The 16378-nt window shown below is 68.6% G+C and carries 14 protein-coding genes and 2 pseudogenes; 5 read left to right on the forward strand and 11 right to left on the reverse strand.

The features are described 5' to 3' along the window. Window positions 1-472 (forward strand): annotated as a pseudogene (locus tag D7X99_RS20970) (hypothetical protein); the annotation flags it as partial. Window positions 473-521: 49 nt separating this feature from the next. Here the strand turns inward: D7X99_RS20970 and D7X99_RS20975 are convergent. The 6 genes from D7X99_RS20975 to D7X99_RS21000 form a co-directional block, all read right to left on the reverse strand. Further along, window positions 522-1139, reverse strand: coding sequence for a carboxypeptidase-like regulatory domain-containing protein (locus D7X99_RS20975; RefSeq protein ID WP_121779331.1), 618 nt, complete (start codon window positions 1137-1139; stop codon window positions 522-524). A 143-nt stretch (window positions 1140-1282) separates the two neighbouring features. Beyond that, on the reverse strand, window positions 1283-2476 hold the full coding sequence (locus tag D7X99_RS20980; RefSeq protein WP_120580181.1) for a pyridoxal phosphate-dependent aminotransferase: 1194 nt from the start codon (window positions 2474-2476) through the stop codon (window positions 1283-1285). Between the two features lie 69 nt (window positions 2477-2545). Then, window positions 2546-3028 carry a pantetheine-phosphate adenylyltransferase gene (gene coaD, locus D7X99_RS20985; protein ID WP_014396068.1) on the reverse strand — a complete coding sequence of 161 codons (483 nt, stop codon included), beginning with the start codon at window positions 3026-3028 and terminating at the stop codon, window positions 2546-2548. 47 nt (window positions 3029-3075) lie between these two features. Continuing rightward, entirely contained in the window at window positions 3076-3633 is a 558-nt protein-coding gene (gene rsmD / locus D7X99_RS20990) for a 16S rRNA (guanine(966)-N(2))-methyltransferase RsmD (protein WP_121779332.1), read from the reverse strand. 10 nt (window positions 3634-3643) lie between these two features. After that, on the reverse strand, window positions 3644-4687 hold the full coding sequence (locus tag D7X99_RS20995) for a hypothetical protein (RefSeq protein WP_121779333.1): 1044 nt from the start codon (window positions 4685-4687) through the stop codon (window positions 3644-3646). A 47-nt stretch (window positions 4688-4734) separates the two neighbouring features. After that, window positions 4735-5730 carry a cation diffusion facilitator family transporter gene (locus D7X99_RS21000; RefSeq protein WP_121779334.1) on the reverse strand — a complete coding sequence of 332 codons (996 nt, stop codon included), beginning with the start codon at window positions 5728-5730 and terminating at the stop codon, window positions 4735-4737. Window positions 5731-5843: 113 nt separating this feature from the next. Between D7X99_RS21000 and D7X99_RS21005 the strand changes: the two genes are divergently transcribed. The 3 genes from D7X99_RS21005 (at window position 5844) to typA (ending at window position 10370) form a co-directional block, all read left to right on the forward strand. Next, a complete protein-coding gene (locus D7X99_RS21005) occupies window positions 5844-7433 on the forward strand; it encodes a sigma 54-interacting transcriptional regulator (RefSeq protein WP_120580176.1) in 1590 nt (529 codons plus the stop codon). Beyond that, window positions 7430-8353, forward strand: a complete 924-nt coding sequence (locus tag D7X99_RS21010) for an alpha/beta fold hydrolase (protein WP_121779335.1) — start codon at window positions 7430-7432, stop codon at window positions 8351-8353. The genes D7X99_RS21005 and D7X99_RS21010 overlap by 4 nt, the downstream gene beginning before the upstream one ends. Window positions 8354-8519: 166 nt before the next feature. Beyond that, window positions 8520-10370 (forward strand): translational GTPase TypA, encoded by a 1851-nt coding sequence (gene typA / locus D7X99_RS21015; protein WP_121779336.1) that lies wholly within the window; start codon window positions 8520-8522, stop codon window positions 10368-10370. Between the two features lie 80 nt (window positions 10371-10450). Here typA and D7X99_RS21020 read toward each other — a convergent pair whose 3' ends face one another. Beyond that, on the reverse strand, window positions 10451-11257 hold the full coding sequence (locus tag D7X99_RS21020) for a hypothetical protein (RefSeq protein ID WP_121779337.1): 807 nt from the start codon (window positions 11255-11257) through the stop codon (window positions 10451-10453). Between the two features lie 38 nt (window positions 11258-11295). Between D7X99_RS21020 and D7X99_RS21025 the strand changes: the two genes are divergently transcribed. Continuing rightward, window positions 11296-12231 carry a DUF6597 domain-containing transcriptional factor gene (locus tag D7X99_RS21025; RefSeq protein ID WP_147476207.1) on the forward strand — a complete coding sequence of 312 codons (936 nt, stop codon included), beginning with the start codon at window positions 11296-11298 and terminating at the stop codon, window positions 12229-12231. Between the two features lie 9 nt (window positions 12232-12240). Here D7X99_RS21025 and D7X99_RS44685 read toward each other — a convergent pair. The 4 genes and pseudogenes from D7X99_RS44685 to D7X99_RS21050 form a co-directional block, all read right to left on the reverse strand. Then, window positions 12241-12962, reverse strand: a pseudogene (locus D7X99_RS44685) (IS5 family transposase); the annotation flags it as partial. Between the two features lie 134 nt (window positions 12963-13096). Further along, the gene (gene cglE / locus D7X99_RS21040; protein WP_120580183.1) at window positions 13097-13696 is read right to left on the reverse strand and encodes an adventurous gliding motility protein CglE; all 600 of its coding nucleotides are present in this window, start codon (window positions 13694-13696) and stop codon (window positions 13097-13099) included. A 164-nt stretch (window positions 13697-13860) separates the two neighbouring features. Continuing rightward, complete coding sequence (locus tag D7X99_RS21045; protein ID WP_121779339.1) at window positions 13861-15924, reverse strand: TonB family protein; 2064 nt, start codon at window positions 15922-15924, stop codon at window positions 13861-13863. Window positions 15925-15980: 56 nt separating this feature from the next. Next, the gene (locus D7X99_RS21050) at window positions 15981-16265 is read right to left on the reverse strand and encodes a hypothetical protein (RefSeq protein WP_120547342.1); all 285 of its coding nucleotides are present in this window, start codon (window positions 16263-16265) and stop codon (window positions 15981-15983) included. Window positions 16266-16378 lie beyond the last annotated feature (113 nt).

Raw genomic sequence — 16378 nt, forward strand, 5'->3', positions numbered from 1 at the left:
GCCCACCCCCTCCTCCGCGGGCACCGTCCAGCTGGCCCCGGGTCGTGAAGCCGCGCGTCCCACCGAAGAGGACCTGTCCCCCGAGGGCATCGCCCGTTCGGTGATCCACAACGAGGCGCGCTTCCTCTTCCAGAGCCTGCTGACGGGGGATGTGCGCAACGCGTCCACGGAGCTGAGCTTCCCGTTCCAGTTGGAGGACAAGCGCTTCAACACGCCCGACGAGCTGGTGCAGGCGTGGGTGAAGCAGCTGCGCTCGCGGCGCACGGACCTCGTCACCCTCTACGACATCGAAGTGCTGCCCATCGCGGAGATGGAGAAGAAGTACGGCAAGCCGCCCGCGCGCCTGGGCCTGGATCCGCGCGCGCTCAAGGACACCTGGGCCGCGGTGGGCAACCTCTCCGGCCACGCGGCCATCTTCCTCTTCCGCGGCAGCCCGGACCTGAGCTGGCACGCCTTCGCGTACACGGACTGAAGACGCCAAGGAGCGCCCGGCGTTACTCCCGGGCGCCCCGCTGCTTTCGTCAAGGCGCCGGCTGCAGGGTGATGGTCACGGGATCCGGGTCCTGGACCACGATCAGGATTTCGGACGCGGTCTTGAAGCCATCGCGCTCGGCTTCAATCATGTAGAGGCCGGACGCCAGGTCCACGGAGAACTCCCCGGACGTATTCGTGGTCGCGCGCGCCAGGACCTCGTCCGTCTTGTAGTCCAGGACGGAGATGTAGACGCCGACGAGCACCGTCCCGTCCGCCTGCTGGACCTTGCCGGACACGCGGATGATGGTGGCCTTCAGGTTGAAGGACATGGCGAAGGTCATGCCCGCCTCCACCTCGACCTCCAGCTGCTCGAGGTCGTAGCCCGGACCCGCGGCCCTCAGGGTGTAGTTGCCCGGCGGGAGCGACTCGAAGGAGAACTTGCCCTGCGCGTCGGAGATGACCGTTTTGTCGGTCTCCATGAGGGTGACTTCGAAGTCCTTGAGCGGTTCGCCCTGCTCCGTCAACACGACGCCCGTCACCCGCCCGGGCCGGGGCTCCTGGTCAGCCGGATCCTTGGAGGACCCGGCGTCGGGATCGCACGCGGACAACACAACGGCCATCAACAGCGCGCAGAGCACGCTGCTTCGAGTCTTCAGGGTCATCATGGGTGGGTTTTTCAGGGAAAGCGCGCTCCGGCCGGCGCGATGCCTTCCGCACCTGGCCCGCGTGGGGGCTCGTCGGTGCGTCCGGTGGCTTTCCAGACGACGAAGCGGCCTGGGAATTTACTGTCCCAGACCGCCTCTTCACCTCAACCCAGCGCCGCGACAAAATCCCGCAGGCGCGTCAGGCCCTTCTGCAGCACCTCGCGCGAGGTGACGAAGCTCATGCGGATGTAGCCCGGCGCGCCGAACGGATCTCCCGGCACCGCCGCCACGAGGAAGTCGTTGAGCAGCGCCTCGGAGAGCTGGAGCGAGTCCGTCAGCGGCTTGCCCTTGTACGTCTTGCCCAGCAGGCCCCGCACATCCGCCATCGCGTAGAAGGCGCCTTCCGGCAGCCGGCAGCGGATGCCGGGGATGGCGTTGAGTCCCGCGACGAACAAGTCCCGGCGCTCGCGGTACTCGTTCACCATGGCGGTGATGGTGTCCGTGGGGCCGTTGAGCGCCGCCAGCGCCGCCTTCTGCGTGATGGAGGACGCGTTGGAGGTGGACTGGTCCTGCACCAGCTGCATGCCGGTGATGAGCGCCTTGGGGCCCGCCGCGTAGCCCAGCCGCCAACCCGTCATCGCGTGGGACTTGGACAGGCCGTTGGACAGCAGCAGCCGGGGCACCAGGTCCGGCGCCACGTTGCCCAGGTTGAGGAACGGCTCCCCCGTGTAGAGGAGCTTCTCGTACATGTCGTCGGTGACGATGATGCAGTCGTGCCCGCGCACCGCGTCCGCGATGCCCTCCAGCGTGGCGCGCGAGTACACCGCGCCCGTGGGGTTGGCCGGGCTGTTGAGCACGATGGCGCGCGTGCGCGGGGTGAGCGCCTTCTTGATGGCGGCGGGGTCCGGCGCGTAGCCGTCCTCCTCACGCGTGGGGACGATGACCGGCGTGCCGCCCGCCAGGTGCACCATGTCCGGGTAGCTCACCCAGTACGGCGCGAAGATGATGACCTCGTCGCCTTCGTCCAGCAGCGCCTGGAAGCAGTTGTAGAGCGACTGCTTGCCGCCCGCCGTCACCACCACCTGATCCACCGCGTACTTCAGGCCGTTGTCCTTCTCCAGCTTGCGGCAGACGGCCTCGCGCAGCTCCGGCATGCCCGCGGTGGCGGTGTACTTGGTGAAGCCCGTGCGGAGCGCGTCGATGGCCGCCTGCTTCACGAACTCCGGCGTGTCGAAGTCCGGCTCACCGGCGGCGAGCACCACCACGTCCTTCCCGCTCGCCGCGAGCGCCTTGGCGCGGGCGTTGAGGGCCAGGGTGGCGGAGGGCTTGATGGCTTGCAGCCGGCGGGCGAGTTTCATGCGTCCTGCCTAGCGCGGAACGTCCGAAGCGGACAAGCCTCCCGGACGTCCTGCGTCGCCCGCCTGCCGCTACGGTTTCGGGCCGAACTTCTTCTTCAGCCCCGCGTTGACGTTCGGGGGGACGAGCCCATCCACGTTCCCCCCGAAGGTCGCGACCTCCCGGACCAGCTGCGAGGAGATGTAGAAGTAGTCCTCACCCGTCATCATGAAGACGGTGTCGATGTCCGGCGCCAGCTTGCGGTTCATGTTCGCCAGTTGGAACTCGTATTCGAAGTCCGACACCGCGCGCAGCCCGCGGATGACGACGCTCACGTTGCGCTGGTGCACGTAGTCCACCAGCAGGCCGTGGAAGGCGTCCACCTCCACGCGGGGGTCGTTCACCGCTTCACGGATGAGCTCGATGCGCTCCTCCTGGCTGAAGAGGGGCGTCTTCTTCGGGTTCACCGCGATGGCGACGATGAGCCGGTCGAACATCTTCAGGCTGCGCTGGATGAGGCTCAGGTGCCCGTTGGTGAGCGGATCGAACGAACCAGGATAGATGGCGACCGGCATGGGTGCGTTGAAGTCTCGGCGGGCCCACGGGGCCGGTCAAGCGCACGTCACGGGGCCCGGTAGAAGCTCACCAGGGTGTCCCCGAAGCGGCGCTGGTCCTCCAGGGCGAGCCCCGAGTGCGCCTCCGGGGCCGCTTCCCGCTTGTCGTGCTCCACCATCACCGTGCCGCCCGGCGTCACCACGCCCGCGGCCACCACCGCCTCCAGCACCGTCTCCACCACGCGCGCCGCGTAGGGTGGATCCGCGAAGACGAGGTCGAACTTCGCCCCCTGCTTGCCCAGCGTCTCCAGCGCGCGGACCACGGGCTGCGCCAGGATGGACACCTGGGCGGCGAAGCCCAGCGCGTCGGTGTTCTTCCGGCACAGGGCCAGGGCCTCGCGGTCCTGGTCCACCAGCACCAGCCGGCCCGCGCCCCGCGACAGGGCCTCCAGCCCCAGGGCGCCGGTCCCCGCGTACAGGTCCAGCACGGCCTGGCCGTCCAGGAACTGGCCCAGCATGTTGAAGATGGTTTCCCGGACCCGGTCCGCCGTGGGGCGGATGTGTCCGGACGACGGCTTGGGCCCCGTCAGGGCCCGACCCTTCGCGCTGCCTGCCACGATGCGCATGCGCGCCCTTCTAGCCCAGGTCCCCGCCCGGCTTCGCGAGGAACGCCATGGCCACCGACGCGGACCGGTGCGCCCCCAGCGCCACCAGCGCCTCCGTGGCCTCCGCGAAGGACAGCGCCTCCAGCGTCTCCCGGGCCGAGGGCGTCAGGGGCGGCAGCCCCTCCTCCAGCACGGAGAGCAGCTCCCCGGCCGGCATGCCCGCCGCCTGGGCCCGCGCCACCACCGCCTCGCGAACCTCTGGAGGCCAGGCGCGCAGGACCAGCGGACCGAAGGGCCCTCCCCGGTCCACCTTGCGCACACCCACGGCCACGTAGCTGGACAGCCCCCGCGCCGGCCCCGTGGAGGCCTCCGCCACCGACACCGACACGCCCTTCCCCGCGGCCGTCTCCACCACCTGCCGCAAGAGCTCCACGTCCAGCTCGCCCTCTCCCAGCTGGGCGTCCGACACGCGCAGGAAGCGCAGCGGGACCTGCCACTGCGCCAGCCCCTCCAGCAGCGTCGCGCACGCGTCCACCAGCCCGCCGGAGGACAGCTGGGGCGGGGACACCTCCAGCGACAGCTCGCGCTCCTTGAGCGGGCCCACCAGCGCGTTCACCGCCTCCACGGCCTCGTAGGAGGTGAGGCGCGACAGGTCCAACGACACCAGCGCGAAGCCCGCGTCCACCACCCGGAAGATGCCGTCCTGGAGCGCGTCCAGCACGTCCGCGTCCGTGGAGCTCACCCGGAGGGGGCCGGCCTGGAGGAACAGGGGCCGGGTGTGCTCGGCCTCCTGCGCCGCCGCGTGCACCGCCCTCACGAAGCGCTCCGGCGCGCCCCGGTCCGCCAGGGGGTGCGGGCAGCAGAGGCCCAGCACCGAGTCCTCCGCGCGGGCCGCGCCCAACAGGCCCGGCAGCGCGCCCTTGGACAGCACCGGCAGGCACGGCAGCGCCATGGGCGTGGACTCCAGCGCCCCGAGCAGCTCCCGTGGATCCAACAGAGGCACCCGGGAGCCCGGGCCCACCCGCGCCACCACGTTGCCCGGCCGCAGCGACAACACCTTGTCCAACACGCTCATAGAGGCCCGCGAGGATTCCCTCCCCGCGCGCCTTTCGCAAGCGTGAGTCAGTGCACCTCGCCCAGGTGGGCGTAGGACTGGCTCTCAATCTGGATGGTCGTGTGGTCGATGCCGAACCGGTCGAAGAGGTCGTGCTTCACCGCGGACAGGATGTCGTCGTTGTTGCAGACCATGGGGTCCGCCACCACCAGGTGCGCGGACAGCGCGTACATCCCGCTGGAGATGGTCCACACGTGCAGGTCGTGCACCGCCTGCACGCCCGGCACCTTTCCCATGAGGTCGCGCACCTGCTCCAGGTCCACGTGCGCGGGCACCGCCTCCAGGAGCACGTCCACCGCGTCCTTCACCAGCCGCAGCGCGCCCACGACGATGATCATCGAAATCAGCACGGAGATGATGGGGTCCACCACGTACCAGCCGGTCCACCACATCACGCCCGCGCCAATCAGCACGCCCACCGACGACAGCGTGTCCCCCAGCACGTGCAGGAACGCGCCGCGCACGTTCATGGAGTGCGTCTGGTGCAGGAAGCCCAGCGCCGCCAGGTTCGCCACCAGGCCGATGCCCGCCACCAGCGCCATGGGCCCCAACTCCACCGGAGCGGGCGTGCGCACGCGCTGCCAGGCCTCCATCAGGATGAAGATGGTGATGACCAGCAGCAGCACCCCATTGAGGAGCGCGCTCAAGATCTCCATCCGGTAGTAGCCGTAGGTCTTCTTCAGGTCCGCGGGCCGCCCGGCGAACCAGAGCGCCAGCAGGCTCAAGACCATGGCCGACACGTCCGTCAGCATGTGCCCGGCGTCGGAGAGCAGCGCCAGCGAATTGGTGAGGAAGCCACCCACCGCCTCCGCCACCATGATGGTCGCCGTCAGCCCCAGCGCGAACAGCAGCCGCCGCCGGTCCTTGCGCCGCTCCTCCGCCAGCCCGCCCTTGCGGGGACCGTGCGAATGGCCGTGCGAATGCCCATGGTGCGAGTGGTCATCGTCGTGGTCGTGCGAATGACCGTGCCCGGCCCTGCCATGTGTATGTGGGGGTGCGCTCACAGGGAACCAGGGTACGCCATGGGCGCCGTCATTCGGACAGGTGCCGCTGGATTGATTTCGGACAACCCCGTAGATCCGTTGTCCTGATCCGCAACAGGCCGAGGGACGCGGGGATGGACTTCGAGAAGCATCAGAATCTGCACACCATTGTCATGTTGAGGGATGTCATCCGCAAGTGGTGGCAGGTGGAGCTTTCGTTCGCGGATCGCAACGGCCTGGTGCACGACTGGCAGCGCGGGGATTTCATCCCGCCGCCCAACGACTTCTGCCGCCACTCGCTGGGGGCGCGGGAGGGGATGCGGCGGTGTGCCCAGTCGGTGCGGGTGCTGCATGAGAAGTTCAAGGCCGCCAAGAACCTGCGCCGCTCGCTCTTCCACGACTGCCACCTGCGCCTGTCCATCGTGGGCGCGCCGCTCTACATCCGCAACGAGTACGAGGGCTTCCTCTTCGTGGAGGGCTTCGCCCGGCAGCCGCTCATGCCCGGAGACGGACAGGTGCTCCTGGGCAAGATGCGCGACATCGCGCCCGGGGCCATGCTGGAGCTGGAGGGCGCGGCGGAGCGCGTGCCGGTGCTGGACGGCTCGGAGCTGAGCAAGCTGTCGGACCTCTTGGAGTTCGCGGTCACGGAGATCGCCAACCAGGAGGTGGAGCTCACGCGCAAGGAGGAGACCATCCAGTCCATGGCCTCCGAGCTATCCAACCGCTACCGCTTCGAGAAGATCATCGGCCGCTCCGGGGCCATGAACGAGGTGTTCCGCCTGATGGAGAAGGTGGCCCACTCCGACTCCACCGTCCTCATCAACGGCGAGTCCGGCACGGGCAAGGAGCTGGTGGCGCGCGCCATCCACCACAACGGCCCGCGCAAGGACAAGCCGTTCGTCGTGCAGAACTGCTCCGCCTTCAACGACAACCTGCTGGAGAGCGCCCTCTTCGGTCACACCCGGGGCTCCTTCACCGGCGCGCTCAAGGACAAGAAGGGCCTCTTCGAGGTCGCGGACCAGGGCACCTTCTTCCTGGACGAGGTGGGCGACATGTCCCCCGCCCTCCAGGTGAAGCTCCTGCGAGTCCTCCAGGAGGGCACCTTCCTGCCCGTGGGCGGCACCCATTCCCGCGAGGTCGACGTGCGCGTCATCGCCGCCACCCACAAGGACCTGGGCGAGATGGTGAAGCGCGGCGAGTTCCGCGAGGACCTCTTCTACCGCATCAACGTCATCCGCCTGCAGCTGCCGCCCCTGCGCGAGCGCAAGGACGACCTGCCCGTCCTCATCGACCACTTCCTGCGCAAGCACCACCGCGAAGGCCAGCGCGCGCGGGGCCTGGCGCCGGAGGCCCTGGGCATCCTGGGCGCGTACGCGTGGCCAGGGAACATCCGCGAGCTGGAGAATGAAATCGAGCGGCTGCTGGTGCTGGGAGGCGAGCTGGAGGTCATCCCCGCGGACCTGCTCTCCAGCCGCATCCGCGACGCCGTCGTCCCCGGCGGCGGACCCTTCATCGCCCCGCGCGCGCACGGCAAGCTGCACGAGGCGGTGGAGTCCCTGGAGAAGGAGATGATCCACCAGGGCCTGGTGCGCACCCGCTACAACAAGAGCCGGCTGTCGCGCGAGCTGGGCATCAGCCGCTCCAACCTCCTCCTGAAGATCTCCCGCTACGGGCTGGACAAGGGCATCCCCGAGGGGCTGGACACGGAAGAGGTGGAGGCGTGAGCGCACCCCACGGACAGGCGGTCTCCTTCCGGCAGGACTCACTGCGGGTGCCGGACGGCGCGGACCTCTACTACCAGGTGCGGGGGGACGGCTCCCCGGGCATGGTCCTGTGCGACGGCCTGGGCTGTGACGGCTTCGCGTGGAAGTACCTCCTGCCCTACCTGGGCCGGCGCCACCGCGTGCTGCGCTGGCACTACCGGGGCCACGGCAAGAGCACCGTCCCCACGGACCGCACGCGCATTGGCATGGCGTACACCTGCGACGACCTGGCGCGGGTGATGGACGCGGCGGGCATGGACAAGGCCGTCCTCTTCGGCCACTCCATGGGCGTGCAGGTGGCGCTGGAGTTCCATCGCCGCTACGCCCGGCGCGTGGAGGGGCTGGTGCTGGTGTGCGGCAGCTACGGCCTGCCGCTGGACACCTTCCATGACTCCACGATGCTCAAGCGCCTCTTCCCCACCTTGAGGGCCGCGGTGGAGCGCTTCCCCCGGCACACCGCGCGCATCGTGCACGGGGCGCTCACCACGGAATTGGTGGTGCAGCTGGCCATCCGCCTGGAGATGAACCCGGACCTCATCGCCCGCAACGACCTGGCCCCCTACTTCACGCATCTGGCACGCATGGACCCCGTCGTCTTCGTGCGAACCCTGGATTCCCTGGCGAACCACACCGCCGAGGACCACCTGGACCACGTGGACGTGCCCACCCTGGTGGTCGCCGGGGAGAAGGACCGCTTCACCCCCGGCTGGCTGTCCCGGAAGATGGCCGAGCGCATCCCCTCCTCCGAGCTCCTGATGATTTCCGAGGGCACCCATACCGCCCCACTGGAAGTTCCAGGCCTGGTGGAGCTGCGGGTGGAACGCTTCCTGAGGGAGCGGCTGGGCGTGGAAACCGCGGAAGTCGCCCCGGAGGTGGGATAAGCGCCCAGCAGGCAGGGGGGCTGATTGTTTGCCTGCTGGACACCCGCCTTCATTGCAGGTGGGAAGCCCCCGGCATATAAGCCCCCGCCTTCCGGGTTCCGGTGGGATTGAGAAACCCCGTTCTGGGCGTCTCTCCTCGCACCTTCATTTCCGTTAGTTGGTCCTGATGATCTCTCGCGAAAACATCCGCAACGTCGCCATTGTCGCCCACGTCGACCACGGCAAGACCACCCTCGTCGACCACCTGCTCCGGCAGGCGGGGACCTTCCGCTCCAATGAGCACGTGGCCGAGCGGGTCATGGACTCGAACGACCTCGAGCGCGAGAAGGGCATCACCATCCTCGCGAAGAACACTGCCGTCTCCTACAAGGGGATGCAGATCAACATCATCGACACGCCGGGCCACGCCGACTTCGGTGGCGAGGTGGAGCGCGGTCTGCGCCTGGTCGATGGCGTCATCCTGCTGGTGGACGCCGCCGAAGGTCCCCTGCCCCAGACGCGCTTCGTGCTCACCAAGGCGCTGGCCATGGGCCTGAAGACCGTGCTGGTCATCAACAAGATCGACCGTCAGGACGCCCGGGCCAAGGAAGTGCTGGACCTGGTGTACTCGCTCTACATCGACCTGGGCGCGAACGAAGAGCAGCTGGAGATGCCCGTCCTCTACACCGTCGCCCGCCAGGGGCAGGCCTCCACGTCGCTGGACGTGCCGGGCAAGACGCTGGAGCCGTTGTACGACGCCATCATCAAGCACATCCCGCCCCCGCCCCCGCCCCCGGTGGAGCAGACGACGCTGCAGCTGCTCGTCGCCAACCTGGACTACGACGACTACGTCGGCCGCCTGGCGGTGGGCCGCGTGCAGGCGGGCCGCATCACCCCGAACATGCCCGTGTCCATCGTCCGCGAGGGCGGCAAGGTGCAGCAGGGCAAGGTCGTCAAGCTGTTCGGCTTCTCCGGCCTGAAGCGCACGGAGATTCCGGACGCGGGCCCGGGTGAGATCGTCTCCATCGCGGGCATCGAGGAAATCAGCATCGGCGACACCATCGCGGACTTCGAGAAGCCCGTGGCGCTGCCGCGCATCACCGTGGACGAGCCCACGATGATGATGATCTTCAAGGTCAACGACGGGCCGCTGGCGGGCAAGGAAGGCAAGTACGTCACCTCCCGCAACCTGCGCGAGCGCCTGTACCGCGAGGCCTACCGCAACGTGGCCGTGCGCGTGGAGGACACCGCGACGCCGGACGCGTTCCGCGTGGTGGGCCGTGGCGAACTGGCGCTGGCGGTCATCATCGAGAACATGCGCCGCGAGGGCTACGAGCTCACGGCCTCCAACCCGGAGCCCATCACCAAGACGGTGAACGGCCAGCTCCACGAGCCCATGGAGCTGCTCTTCGCCGACGTGCCGGAGAACAGCGTGGGCGTGGTGACGGAGCGCCTGGGGCCCCGCAAGGGCCGCATGACGGACATGGCGCAGCTGGGCTCGGGCCGCACCCGCCTCCAGTTCCGCATCCCCGCGCGCGGCCTCATCGGGTTCCGCTCGGAGTTCCTCACCATCACGCGCGGTGAGGGCATCATGAGCAGCCAGTTCGACGGCTTCGAGCCGTGGTTCGGCTACATCCCGAAGCGCGCCAACGGCGCCATGGTCTCCGACCGCCTGGGCGACACGGTGCCCTACGCGCTGTTCAGCATCCAGGAGCGCGGCCAGCTCTTCATCGGCGCGGGCACCACCGTGTACGAGGGGATGATCATCGGCGAGAACGCGCACCCGTCCGAGCTCAACGTCAACTGCTGCCGCGAGAAGAAGCTCACCAACATCCGCGCCGCCGGCCGCGACGAGAACGTCATCCTCGTCCCGCCGCGCGAGATGGGGCTGGAGAAGGCCCTGGAGTGGATCGCCGACGACGAGCTCGTCGAGGTGACGCCCAAGTCCGTGCGCATGCGCAAGAAGGCGCTGGCCGTGGGCGACCGCTACCGCGCCGAGCGCGAGCGCAAGCGCGAAGAGCGCGCCGACGCGGAGTAGTCCTTCCGCGGAAGCGCCTGAAGCTTCCAGGGGCCGTCACCTGCGCACACGCGGGTGGCGGCCCCTTCTTCGTTCCGGCTTCAGAAGCCGAAGCGGACCAAGCGGGCACGATACGGCGTGGAGTTGCTCCGGCTCCCCTGGTCGTCCCAGCCCTTGAACTCCACGTCGTCCAGGAGCCGCTCCGTCTGGCCATTGACGGTGACGGCGTTGATCAACGGGAGGCGGATGGAACCCACGTTGCGGCCCGCGAGCCGGTTGCCGGGGTCCAACGCCTCCTGCCGGCCCTGGGAGCAGCTGTCGGTGAAGTAGCAGCCCCGGTCACAGCTGGCCTTCGAATTGTAGGAGCCGTGCTTGTTCCCGGCCACGTAGATGCGCGGCGCGCCCCGGTACGCCCCCGCGTACTCGAGCTGCGCGTAGCCGTACCAGCCCGACGCGTCGCACGCCGTCTCCAGGTGCGCGGACAGGAAAGCCTGGTCCAGGTACCAGCGGCCGTCGGTGTAGTGCACGTCCAGCACCTGGAACTCGGAGTCCCCGTCGTGGGCGAAGACGTTGAAGATGCCCAGACTGGGGATGCCGTGGTCCTCGGAGTACGCGGCCAGGTAGAAGATGCGCAGCGTGCGCAGGGCGGAGTTCAACGGCCGCGCCGCGAAGTACGGACGACGCGCCACCCCCTTCTCCCCCTGGGCAATCCACAGCGTGGGCATGAAGGCCGCGGCCACCTGGAGCTCGCAGCTGTCGCTCACGCCGTCGTGGTCCGCGTCCGGCACCTGGCCCCAGCACTCCTCCGCGGACGGCAGGTTCGGGATGCCCTGCGCGAGCGCGGGGACGGACAGCAACGACAACACCAGCACCCACACACGCGCATGGGAACGGAGAACGGGGGTCATGTGATTACCTGGAAAGAACCGCGAGGGTGACTTTCAGGGTGAGCACACGAGAGACGGACCTGAATCCGCCCCGGAGTCGTGTCGCGTGTCCGGCGTCAGTCGAAGCGGTAGTAGAAGCGCGGCAGGACACGGACGTCCTGGAGGAGGCGGCAAGGCGGGTGGAGTCGAACGCGGGCAAGCCTCGGGGCCTGCTGTATCCCCGCCCGGATCCCCGGCACTTCGAGCACGTCCGCGTCCTGCCCACGGAGGACCTGCGCCCGTGGGTCGAACACTTCTGGGCCGTGCGGTGGGACCTGCGCGGGCAGCCGCCCTACCTCCAGCAGAGCCTCAGCCACCCGTCGGTGCATTGGGCCTTCCAGGACGGCACGTCGCGCGTGGGAGGCCCGCACCCGGGCCGCTTCTCCATCACGCTGGAGGGGCTGGGCGGCGTGTTCAGCATCAAGTTCCGGCCCGGCGGCTTCTTCCCCTTCGTGGGGACGCCCGTGTCCGCCCTCACGCGACGAACCGCTTCACCCGGTGCGTTGCTGGGGCCGGAGGCGCTGGAGCTGGAGGCGGCCATCCTCGCCACCGACGTCGCGCGAGGCGCGGACCGCGAACGCATCGCCCTGGCGGAGGCCTTCCTGCGGGCCCGTATGCCCGCGCCGGATCCGAACGTGGCGCTCGTGCAGGGGCTCGTCACGCGCATCCTGGAGGACCGCGCGGTGACGAAGGTGGAGGACCTGCTCACGCCTGGAGGCCCGGGCCTGCGCACGCTGCAGCGGCTGTTCAACCGCTACGTGGGCGTGAATCCCAAGTGGGTCATCCAGCGCTATCGCCTGCATGAAGCCGCGGAGCGGTTGCGGGAGACGCCGCCTCCGGAGCTGGCGCGGCTGGCGCAGGAGCTGGGCTACTTCGACCAGGCGCACTTCATCCGCGACTTCCGGCGCATCGTGGGCTGCACACCCGCCGGATACGCCCGGCAGGTGGCGCGCTAGGGGGTGTCCCTAATTAAGCCAAAGCATCATGCAGGCCAGGTGGAGGACCGCCAGGTAGTTGGTGGCGGTCTTCTCGTAGCGGGTGGCCACGGCGCGGAAGCGCTTGAGGCGGTGGAACATGCACTCCACCTGGATGCGCAGCCGGTAGAGGGCGCGACTGTTGCGGCGCCGGTGGTGCTTGCGCGTTGGATTCATCGCGATGACGGGCCTCATTCCGCGCTCCCGGACGGCCTGCACGAGGTGGTCGGCGTCATAGCCGGCGTCGGCGATGAGCGCCTTGCCGTGCGCATACTGAATGAGGTGCTCGGCTTCAGTGACGTCGCCGCGCTGCCCAGGCGTCAGCGTCACTTCGAGCGGTTGGCCCTGGGTGGTGCACAGGGCGTGGACCTTGGAAGAAAAGCCTCCTCGAGAACGGCCCAGAGCATTGCATCGGCCCCCCCTTTTGCGCCCGCGGCGTCCTGATGCGCCCGGATGATGGTGGCGTCCAGCAGCGAGCCGACATCATCCACTTGCAACTGCAGCGACTTGAAGAGCCCCTCCCATACGCCTCGGGTCGCCCAGCGCCCGAAGCGGTTGTAGACCGTCTTCCAGGGCCCGTAACGCTCTGGCAAGTCACGCCAGGGTGCGCCCGTCTTCACCCGCCAGAGCACTGCATTGACGAACTGCCGGTCACCTTTCTTGGTGCGCGGCCCTCGTCGGGCAGGGATGAGTGGCTCAAGCTGCTTCCACTGCTCGTCCGTCAGCTCATGTCGGTGCACTCACCAGGGGTGCTCAGCTCTTCCTTTCCCTGCAAGCTCAACCCTGCCCACGGGGCTGGCGGCCGCTCGGCCTCCAGCACCTTTCTTCAGATAATTAGGGACACCCCCTAGAACGTGTACTTCACGCGCGGGAACACCGCGAACGTCATGATGTTGGGCCCGAAGATGTAGCGCCCGAGCAGGTCCGCGCCCACGGAGAAGTGGTCGAAGGACGTGGCGTACTCCACGCCCACGCCCAGGCCCGCGTTGAAGGCGTTGATGGAGCGGCCCGGGTCGCCCTGGTCCGGATCCACCGGCGTCGGGTCCAACCGCGTGTAGCCCGCCGCCACCTTGGGCGTCAGGTAGAAGCGGTTGGCCAGCCGCACGTGGTACGCGGCCGTCAGGTCTCCGAAGGCCACGGTGAAGTTGTCGGACAGCGCGCAGACGTTGGAGTCCGGCAGGTAGCCCGCGAAGCAGTTCTGCGCGGAGGAGCCCAGCGCGAAGTGGGCGCCCAACGACAGCCGCTCCGTCAAGTCATAGCCAATGCCCAACTGCACGTACGACTGCGCGTTGGAGTAGCTGTTCTCGCCGCCCACCGTGAAGAACACCCCGACGTCGGTCTCGGTGAAGAACCCCCGGCGCGGCTCGAACGGCACGCCCTCCGGCGGCGTGGCCCCCAGGGCCGGCGTCGCCAGCGCGAGCGCGGCCAACAGCAGCGACTTCCTCACGACTCCTCCCGTCACGTTGTCCTCCTGCTCCCTCGCACGCCTGGCAGCAGTGGCACGGACAGTAGTGACGCCCGGCACGAAACGGCAGCGGGGAAAAACGAAAATGGCGTGGACCGTTTCGTCCACGCCATTTCGGTCTTCCAGTCTACGAAGTGCGCCCCGGACTACTCAGCGGCGTCCGCACCCGAGGGCGAGAACAGCCAGGGGTACGTCACGTTCACCACGCCGCCGCCCTTGGGCTCCGGGAACTTCCAGCGGCGGATGCGGGAGATCATGCACTGCTCCGCGGGAGAGCTGCCCAGCGTGGACTCGGACACGCTGGCGTCCGCCACCGCGCCCGCCGGGTCGATGGTGAAGGCCACCGCGACCTTGCCGGCCAGCGACGGGTTCTTGTTCAGCTCCGACTCGTAGCAGTACTTGATCTCGTTCTGGTGCCGCCGGATGACCTTGGCGATGACGTCCTTGTCCAGGCCGCCAATCACCGTCGTCTTGCCGGGGATGACCTTGGTGACGGACTTGCCACGGCCACCCAGGTCGATGCCGCCGGATCCGCCCGTGCCCCGGCCGTTGCCCTGGGTGCCCAGACCGCCGATGCCCAGCGCCGTGCCGCCGCCGCCGTTGCCCGTACCGCGCGAACCCATGCCGCCCACGCCGTGCGCGTCACCCATGGCCGCGCCGCCCTTGAGGCCGCCCAGCGAGTTGTTGATGCCGGTGCCGATGCCGCCCGGACCGAACACGTCGGAAGCGCCACCCTTCATGCCCTTGAGCGCGCCGAGCAGACCGACCTTGCCCACCACCTGGCGGTCCTTCTCCTTCTTGGACTTGTCCACCACCTGGGTGCCCGGCTTGGAGGGCGCGGCCTCCTCCTGCTTCGCCTCCTCCTTGCCGAACTTGCCCTCTTCGTCCTTGGCCTTGGCGCCCTCCTCCACGCCGGAGAGCTGGAGCTTCTTCGCCTCCACCTTCTTCTCCGGGGTGATGAGGAACTTGGCCACGCGCTGCTGGGACTCGAAGACGTCGTCCGCCGACTTCGTCTCCGTGTGCGGCGTCAGCAGCATGGCGGTGACGAACGCCGCCGCCGCGAGGATGCAGATGGCGGCGATCTTGAAGAAGCCGAAGTCGCGGTCCGACAGCGACGTCGCCAGGATGGCCGGCGACGGCTTCACGTAGCGCATCACGAACGCCACCGTGCCCAGCGACACCTCCGCACGGTCATGCAGGCCCAGCGTGAAGAGCTGCTCCTGCTCCGACGTGGCGTTGTTGAGTTGGCCCGCGGCGCGCAGCGCGTCCTTCGTGCGGACATCGCCGTTGTTGGTGACGAAGACGCCGGAGCCCGCCGGAGCGCGCAGCTCGACCTTGTCGCCCTTGCTCACCGCGAGCACGTGGCGCTTGCCCACCTGCGGAGAGAAGACGGTGAAGGTGTTCTTCGCGCCCTCTCCGATGGTGACCGGCGCGCCGTCCTTGAAGTGCTGGACCTCCAGCATCTGGTCGCCCCAGAGCATGGACACCTGGAGCACCTTCGCGTCCGGCGTGGGCTGCGCGTCCCGGGGCAGAGGCTCCTGCAGGTGCGGCGGAGGCTGCGGCTTGCGGGCCGCGGCCACCTGGGGAGGCGTCGGCTTGCGTGCCGCCACCGGAGGCGGCGGAGGGCCGAACACCGGGGTGGACGTCACGTTCTGGGACACCTGCGTGCCCAACGCGCCCGCCGGAGCGGAGCGCGGCGTGCTCACCGTGCCCACCACGTTCGTGGGCGCCGCGCTCATCGCGGGCCGCTGAGGCGGAGCCTGCCGCATGTTGGGAGGCACCGGAGCGGAGTGGGCCACCGGAGGCGCCACCGGAGCCGCCGGGGGCATCACCGGGCGCTGCTGGAACACGCCGGGCTGCGCCACCGCCGCCGCCGGAGCTACCGGCCGGGGCACCTCACCGAAGAGCACCTCCACCCTTGATGTGCCCACCGTGAGCACGTCCCCGGGCTTGAGCGCCGTGGGGATGATGAGCTTCTGCCCGGACACCTGGGTGCCGCCTTCACTGCCCAGATCGATGGCCGTCACGGAGCCATCGTTGTCCACCTTCAGCATCACGTGGAGGTTGGACACGCGCGGATCCTGAATCTTCACCGCCGCCTGGGCGCCCGACCCCACGATGACACTCTCCGCCTCCGAAACCGTCTCCTGGATGGAGCCGTCCGGGGTGGTGATCCGAAGCGTCAAACCGTTTTTTCTCGCCGCCGCCATGAAGTTCTTCCTTCTTCCCTTCCCGTCCCGAAAACGTTCAACGCCACCTGTGCTGTCTAGAGATTGTCCGCAGACTTCTGAAGCTCCGGGTCGAAGTTCTCCCGGACCTTGATGAGGCTTTGGAAATCCGTCTTCTTGCGGTTGAGGACGTAGGAGCCCTCCGGCTTCGTGAGCTCGCCCTCCACCGCCACATCCGTGAAATCAATCACCGTCTTCTTGCGGTACACGGTGCGATCCTCCTCCTGGATGATCTTCACCGAGTCCTTGCCGTCCTGCGCCAGGGCGGGAGCCGCCACCCCCAGCCCCCCCACCATCACCATCGCTGCCAGCAGTCGTTTCATGTGATGTCTCCGCCAGGCCCGCTTCGCGAATTCCATTGCAGGGCTCGCACCAACTCCAAGTCCCTGGATTCTAAGGGAGCCGCCCGGTCGCTTGCACCTGGGCGGCTAAAGGT

Origin of the sequence: Corallococcus sp. AB032C (assembly GCF_003668935.1) — a bacterium.
Classification (GTDB): domain Bacteria; phylum Myxococcota; class Myxococcia; order Myxococcales; family Myxococcaceae; genus Corallococcus; species Corallococcus exiguus.